This is a genomic window from Cytophagia bacterium CHB2, assembly GCA_030263535.1.
GTDB lineage: Bacteria > Zhuqueibacterota > Zhuqueibacteria > Zhuqueibacterales > Zhuqueibacteraceae > Coneutiohabitans.
In genome coordinates this window covers 1-7,221 of record SZPB01000327.1, presented here as the reverse complement: position 1 = coordinate 7,221, position 7,221 = coordinate 1, and the positions used below count along the sequence as shown (strand labels likewise).

The window sequence follows — 7,221 nt, the reverse complement described above, 5'->3', positions numbered from 1 at the left end:
GGCGACTCCGACGATTGGCTGTACGGCGAGCAATCGAACAAAAACAAAATTCTTGCACTCACGCCCGAAGTCGGCAATCAATTTCATCCGGATACATTGGACATCGAACGGCTGATTCACATCAATCGCGGTTCCAATCTTTTTCTGACGTACGCGGTGGGCGAAGAGCCGATCGTGGAACACGCGCCGCTGCCGGAGGTGATGGATCCGCAAGGGGCTTACGAAATTGTCGCGCGCATTTTGCCACCCATCATTCTCACCCAGCCCGTCGCGCTCGCGCCCAACACCTTTCGCGTGCATTACAACACCACAAGCACGCCGCCGTTTGAAATCACGGATATGACAGCGACGGGAAATCCCGAGGAGTATGCCGCGATGATTCCCAACCTCGGCGGCAATCAAACGGTTTATTATTTCATCTCAGCGAGCGATGACAGCGGCCGCACCGGCTACGCGCCGCGCGCTGCCAGTGAAAGCGACTATTTTTCGTTTTATGTGAATCCGGCCACCGGCATCAGCCGCAAACAAAGTCAATTGCCGCAACAATTCGCGCTGCACCAAAACCGGCCTAATCCCGTGCGCCGCGCCACGCAGATTCAGTATGAATTGCCGGAAAACGTTGCGGGCAACTTCACCCTCGCACTGTTTAACGTGCTGGGCCAGCAAGTTCACATGCTCGCGCACGGCCGTCAAACGCCCGGCATTCACACCGCAAATTGGAACGGCAAGGACAGCCGCGGCCGCGATTTGCCCGCCGGAATTTATTTTTACCGTTTGCAAGCCGGCAGTTTTGTGCAAATGAAAAAGCTTCTGCTGTTGCCTTGAAGCTATCACAAATATTGAAATCGCAATATGCGCAACACTTCATCACGGCAAGCTCTTTCACGCCTGCCGTTGGAGGCCGGTATCTGGCTGATTGGCTTGATTGCACTGGCCTGTTTGAATCCTTATGCCGATCAAACTCCGAGTTTGTGCATCTTTCACACTCTGGGATTGCGCTTCTGCCCGGGCTGCGGCTTGGGGCATGCGATCGCGTTTCTGTTTCACGGCGATTTTCAACGCTCGTTCGCCGCGCATCCGCTGGGCATTCCCGCGCTGGTGATTTTGAGCAGCAGAATTCTGTCGTTATTGCTAAATTCATGTAGAGGTATTCGCAGCTTTTCTAAAATTTAACGGAGGAGGATTATGGCCAATGCCATGTATTTATTGCCGGAGCTTGACGGAGAAGAGATGGTTTTTGTGCAGGGTTTAATCAAAGATTGGGATGAACCACAGGCGAAACAATTTGCCACGGTTTATCGCGCGCGGCGGAAGGAACCGCAACTTATTCTGCTGACCACCCTGCTCGGCTTTGTGGTGATCGCCGGTGTGCAACGCTTTATTTTGGGGCAAATCGGCATGGGCTTGCTGTATTTATTCACCGGCGGCCTTTGTCTGATCGGCACGATCATCGATCTGGTGAATTACCGGAAGCTGGCATTCGAATACAATTCGAAAGTTGCGCAACAAGTCAGCGTCATGGTGAGAGGCGCGATGGCGTAAACCTGTTTCGCGAGAATAGTCCGAAAGCTGATCTCGAGACTTTGGGATGAAGCGCTTCGAGCCGTTTGAAAAGCCACGCCCACGAAAATAAAATCCCACAGTTTTGTGGGATTTCATTTTTGTGGGCAAAATCTTTCAGAATTCTATTCTGTATTTGATTCGGTAAGTCACCTAAACTTTGCGATGGCGAAAACAAGTTGTAATGTGATCGTTGACCATTCCCACGGCCTGCATGAACGCATAGCAAATCGTCGAACCGACAAATGAAAAGGCGCGTTTTTTCAAATCTTTGCTCATGGCATCGGACTCGGCCGTCTTTGCCGGAATTTCCTTGAGGCTCTTCCAACGATTTTGCTTCGGCTTGCCGCCGACAAATTGCCAAATGTACCGGTCGAAACTGCCGAATTCTTTTTGCACCTCCAGAAAAGCGCGGGCGTTCTGCACCGTCGCTGCAATTTTCAAGCGATTGCGCACAATACCGGGATCGGCGAGCAATTTGGCAATTTTTGCTTTATCGTATTTTGCAATCTTCCGGGCGTCAAAGCGATTGAACGCTTTGCGATAGTTCTCACGCTTCTTCAAAATGGTGGACCAGCTCAACCCCGCCTGCGCGCCTTCGAGAATCAACATCTCAAATAGCCGGCGATCATCATGAACCGGCACACCCCATTCCTCGTCGTGATAAGCCACATACAGCGGATCATCGCCGCACCATTCGCAGCGTCGTGTCATAATAGTCTCTTCGAAGTTAGTTGCCCATTCCGGGAATTCAATCTTCCGAAATACTGCACACGGAATCGTCTCGCAACTGTCCGGGCCATTTTTCGAGACAACTCCGAACTTACCGTTTAAACCTCATTTCCCGCGTCTCGAGCATTTTGCCGTTGACGATCAACTTGAGATAACGCCGGCCTTCCACGCGCGGTAGGGAATTCTTGTCGACGAAATGAATTTTCTTGCTGATCTTTTTCAATTCGCCGGCTTTTAGTTTGCCCCGCCAAATTTGATACGTGCTTCTGCGCCGCGCCTTGCCTTTGCCCGGCTCATCCAGCAACAACAAAACTACCACGCCGGCCTCTGCCCGGGCCGCATTGTGAATCTCAAGATTGCATGGCAGGAACTGATTGAGCTTGATACGTCGCGGCGTATTGTTTTGCCAGGCGACGTTGAGCGCGGGGTTGGCGCCATAACCCAACAGCTTTAAGGCAGCGGGATGGCCGTCATCGATCAACGTCCGCAAGGCGCGCGCAAGAATCCCATGCCGTTGCTTGGTGGCATGCGGTGTGTTCCATTCCCGCGTCCACGCCAAAACAATGTCAGGATTATCTTTCGAAATATCATTGAGATTGTTGGCCACGGATTTCTGCACATACTCCGAAACATCATCCAACAGAGGTTCAAGAATTTTCTTCAGCGGCAAGGGATCTTCCTTTAATTCGTTGATGTGTGCAAGCATAACGCCGCGGGGACGAAATGCCTCCGTCACCAGGCGCCGCCGCGCCGGGTTTTCATGCTCGATCCAGGACTGCACCAGCGGAAGCACGGTTGCGACGCCGTGCCGAATGATCAGGTTGTGCAGGGCGGTTGCTGAAAGCTCGCGCGGCCAGGCACCTTCCAACACACCGGTGTAAGCAAGCCATTCAAGCTGCCGCGGCACATCATCCGGATAAAGAAGGGCCGGCACAAATGCCGCCACACCGCGAATCTTCTCCACTGCAGATTGCGAGAGCGCCGTTATGAGCGCGGCGCCGTTCCGCGACGCCCCCGACAATTCCACAGCGGCTTGCGCCATCAGACGGACTTGCTCCAGCATGCCGGCGGCAAAGAAATTATTCTTCTCCAATTCAGATTGCAGGCATTGCCATGAGGCCCCGGGAAAATGTTGCGAGAGAGCACTCGCGAGCGCGGCAATGTTGTTGCGCGCCGGCGTTTCCTTTGGTACACCTTCGCCCTTTTTTGGTGCTTTGATTTCCATGCTGCCTGCCGTTCGAACGCTGCGCCCAGGGCTGATTGCTTTGCTCGATTTTGAAAAAAGACGCGAAGGGTTATCCTGGTTTACCGCTGCCGATATTGTTGTCATGTTCAGCCTCGCCAATCGCCGCTTGCAACAACGCCATACTGGCGTGTGCCGTGCGTCCATCCGCATCCTGTTCGAGATCCCACAATGTCATTGAAACGCCAACCACCGGTGCGCTGTTTGCCAGATGCTCAAGTATCGCGCAAAGCGTGCCAAGCTCCGGCCCTCCGCGCACGGGATACTTCATCGCGGGCGCGTCAGCAAAGTCAAGCACATCGACATCCAGGTGAATATAGAGCGGTTGGGTGGCTGAGACAAGTTGAGGAAGGGCCGCCACTTTCGTCACATGCAGCACAGCCGATTGTTGCAGCAATTCACGCTCGCCGGGATCAAGATCGCGCGCATCCACCAGAATGACATCACGCTCCGCGAGCGGCGCCAATGACGCCGCTTGCAGCAACGTTTGGTCGCCTCGCCCGACGATCATTGCCAGCGGCATGCCGCCGATAAACCCGCTGGGCGTGGTTTCCCAAGTGTTGAAATCGCCATGCGCATCAAGCCACACGAGGCGTGGCATGAGGCCGGCGTGTTGCAAGCCCGCCAGCACGCCGATGGTAGCGCAACAATCGCCGACAACGCTGACCGGTCGATGCCCGCTTTTCACCGTGTTCGCAACGATATCGGCCAAATGACGATGCACGATTGACATGCACGCCATTTGACCACCCTCCGGCAACTGCGGCTTATTGATGATCCATTCCGGCGAAGCCAAACGCTCCGCAACGGGAAGCGGCTTTTCAAGAAAGAATGGCGATAAGATGAATTGATTATGCATGTTCTAAGCGATTAGCTTTTCGAACGGTGAATAAAATTCTAACTTTTCTCCAGCGAATAGAAGCAACCCGGCGGATGAAAAGTCCTGTATCAGTTGGGTTGTTTCAATCCGTTGGAAAATCTTTTTGCTGCCCGAAGGCGCAAGTTTTCAGCTTGTCTGAAAAACTTGTTTAGGGCCATAAGGCGTTCAAAGTTAGAATAAAATTCTAAAAGTTTCTCGCAGAATAATTTGCCGGCAGAACGATTCAAAATAATTCTGCCGATAAATCATCCGGCCAGAGTTTTTTTCGGAGAGGCTCGGTGACTTCGGCGCATTTCGGTGGAAAAACTTTATCGCCGATGGTCATCGAGTTTTGCTGAACAGTTGTTTGCTGCTTTGTAGAAGCTTTGATTCGCAGCTTGTCTGCAAATCAGGGAGTCGCTTCACAACCAAAGTGGAAGTATTTTCATCAAAGCAGCGCGTTGGCATCATTGCGGCGCCGGCATGCCGAATTGCGCCCACTCCTCCCGTGACGGGCCATAGACGCCCGGCACCGGCAAACCCGCCTGCCGCATGAGCACCGTCATCTGGCCGCGATGATGCGCCTCGTGACGAATAAGCGAGGCCAGCGTGTAGCCCAACGTCCACTTCTCACCATACATGTCCACTTCCTGCAGAAGCGAAGCATCCGACCAGTTCTTCGCGACTTGTTCAGCTACGGTACGCGCCGAGCGCTCGTACGCCGCCGCGATTTCTGCGGCTGAGGCGGGCACGTTGTCCGGCTCGCCGGGCGCTGGTATCGTCAATCCGGCGAGGGTGAGCATCTCGGCATGAGTAACGATCAAGTGCCACGCAAGAAAGCCCAGCGAACGGCCTTCGGAGGTGACGCGCTGGTTCAGGGAAGCCTCGGTCAGATTCTTGATCATCTTAAGGGTGGCTTCGCTTTCGTACGCCCAATCCTTGTTGAAATCTTCAATTTTGCGATACATACGTTTGCTCCTTTTGCTTCATTCTCTGAGAATTTTCAGTGACGCTGCAATTTAAGCCGGCGGAGTGACAACCCTATGTCAACAGTCTGTTACAAAGCGATTAAATTTGTCAAAAAAAATCGCCCACACGCTCGGCGCGCATGGGCGAAAAAGAGTATCAAATTATTGCGGCGTTATTGCCCGAGAACATAGGCAAACATCAACGGCGCCACGATGCTGGCATCGGACTCCACAATGAACCGCGGGGTTTCCTTGCTGAGCTTGCCCCAGGTGATTTTTTCATTGGGCACCGCGCCGGAATAGGAGCCATAGCTTGTTGTCGAATCCGAAATCTGGCAGAAATACGCCCAGAACGGCACATCTTTCACGCCGAGATCCTGATACAGCATGGGCACGACGCAAATGGGGAAATCTCCCGCAATGCCGCCGCCGATTTGAAAAAATCCCACACCCTTGCCCGCCGCATTTTTCTTGTACCAATCGGCCAGCCAGATCATGCTCTCAATGCCGGACTTCATCACCGCAGGCTGCAGTTGTTTCTTGTAGCAATAAGAAGCAAAAATATTTCCCAACGTCGAATCTTCCCAGCCCGGACAGACAATCGGCAAGTTTTTCGCGGCAGCCGCGAGTATCCAACTATTCTCCGGATTGATTTCGTAATACTGTTCCATCTCGCCGGAACGTAGAATTTTATAAATGTACTCGTGCGGAAAAGAACGCTCGCCGCTATCGTGCGCTTTTTTCCATTGCGCAAAAATATGTTTTTGCACGCGGCGAAACGCCTCATCTTCCGGAATGCAGGTATCCGTCACGCGGTTGTACCCGTTCTCCAGAAGCTGCGTCTCTTCGTCGGCGCTCAGCTCGCGGTAATTCGGTATGCGTTTGTAATGCTTGTGCGCCACCAAGTTCATGAGATCTTCTTCAAGATTCGCGCCGGTGCAGGAAATGATGTGGACCTTGTCGCGCCGGATCATTTCCGCGAGCGAGATGCCCAACTCCGCCGTGCTCATGGCGCCGGCGAGCGTGATCATCATCTTGCCGCCGCCCTCTATATGTGTTTTGTATGCTCGGGCGGCTTCCACCAACGTAGCGGCATTGAAATGCAAAAAATTCCGTTCAATAAATTTTGAAATCGTGCCGTTCATGCGATGCCCTCCTCCAAGGAGCTGCGGTGATAAACAAAGGCTCTTCTTAAAAATCAGCGTTGACTTCTTGCAATGATGCATTGCACGCATGAGCCGTTATCTAATTGCTTAAATGTACTTCCTTACCTCGTGCGATGCAATGAACTTTTTGCAGGAAGGCGTTATTTCGTCCTGGAGTTTTTTTCGCGTGACTTGTACTCATACACTGCTTGCGCAAACCCAACAACCAAATGCAAAAAAATTGCGCGAGGCCATTTAATACCATTCCAATTTTGTAACGAGCTGAACCATGCCTCTCATTTTAATCGCCATTCAAGTATTGTTCTTCGTTCGCCGTGCCGGGCGTTTGAGCGGCGCAATGGTTTTTCGCTGCGCGGAGTCGGCAATCAGCGTCGCCAGCCGCTTCAAGCGCGTTTCTTCTTTCTTGGCGCTGAGCACCCACCAACTCGCGGTACGACGATACCACGGCGGTTGCGCTTGAAAAAACGCCCAGGCTTTTTTGTTGGCGCGCATTTGCTTTTCGTATTTGGACGCGAGTTTTTGCGGCCTGTTCTCGAAGGAGTAGAGTCCGGATTTCTTGGAGTCACGTGCTTGAAAGACGGCAAGTCCTGCCGGATGCATTAGCCCCATCTTGGTAAGCTCCTCGACGCGTTTGAGGTTGATCGCGCTCCACACACTGCGGGGTTTGCGCGGCGTCACGCGAATGGTGTAGCT

General features: G+C 52.9%; 9 protein-coding genes. 3 read left to right on the top strand and 6 right to left on the bottom strand.

Features of this window, described 5'->3' with window-relative positions:
• The 3 genes from FBQ85_23605 to FBQ85_23595 all read left to right on the top strand — a co-directional run.
• On the top strand, window positions 1-825 hold an 825-nt coding region (locus FBQ85_23605), incomplete at its 5' end, for a T9SS type A sorting domain-containing protein (GenBank protein MDL1878128.1).
• A 27-nt stretch (window positions 826-852) separates the two neighbouring features.
• The gene (locus FBQ85_23600; GenBank protein ID MDL1878127.1) at window positions 853-1,173 is read left to right on the top strand and encodes a DUF2752 domain-containing protein; all 321 of its coding nucleotides are present in this window, start codon (window positions 853-855) and stop codon (window positions 1,171-1,173) included.
• Window positions 1,174-1,185: 12 nt separating this feature from the next.
• Complete coding sequence (locus tag FBQ85_23595; protein MDL1878126.1) at window positions 1,186-1,542, top strand: TM2 domain-containing protein; 357 nt, start codon at window positions 1,186-1,188, stop codon at window positions 1,540-1,542.
• A gap of 171 nt (window positions 1,543-1,713) precedes the next feature.
• On the opposite strand, the gene FBQ85_23590 is transcribed toward FBQ85_23595, so the two are convergent.
• The 6 genes from FBQ85_23590 to FBQ85_23565 form a co-directional block, all read right to left on the bottom strand.
• Entirely contained in the window at window positions 1,714-2,274 is a 561-nt protein-coding gene (locus FBQ85_23590) for a DNA-3-methyladenine glycosylase I (GenBank protein MDL1878125.1), read from the bottom strand.
• 109 nt (window positions 2,275-2,383) lie between these two features.
• Window positions 2,384-3,688, bottom strand: a complete 1,305-nt coding sequence (locus FBQ85_23585; protein ID MDL1878124.1) for a hypothetical protein — start codon at window positions 3,686-3,688, stop codon at window positions 2,384-2,386.
• Complete coding sequence (locus tag FBQ85_23580) at window positions 3,588-4,394, bottom strand: arginase (GenBank protein MDL1878123.1); 807 nt, start codon at window positions 4,392-4,394, stop codon at window positions 3,588-3,590. Before FBQ85_23580 ends, FBQ85_23585 begins: the two co-directional genes overlap by 101 nt.
• A gap of 467 nt (window positions 4,395-4,861) precedes the next feature.
• Window positions 4,862-5,362 carry a DUF664 domain-containing protein gene (locus tag FBQ85_23575; protein ID MDL1878122.1) on the bottom strand — a complete coding sequence of 167 codons (501 nt, stop codon included), beginning with the start codon at window positions 5,360-5,362 and terminating at the stop codon, window positions 4,862-4,864.
• A 173-nt stretch (window positions 5,363-5,535) separates the two neighbouring features.
• Window positions 5,536-6,507, bottom strand: coding sequence for a deoxyhypusine synthase (locus FBQ85_23570; protein ID MDL1878121.1), 972 nt, complete (start codon window positions 6,505-6,507; stop codon window positions 5,536-5,538).
• A 312-nt stretch (window positions 6,508-6,819) separates the two neighbouring features.
• On the bottom strand, window positions 6,820-7,221 hold a 402-nt coding region (locus FBQ85_23565), incomplete at its 5' end, for a bacteriocin-protection protein (protein ID MDL1878120.1).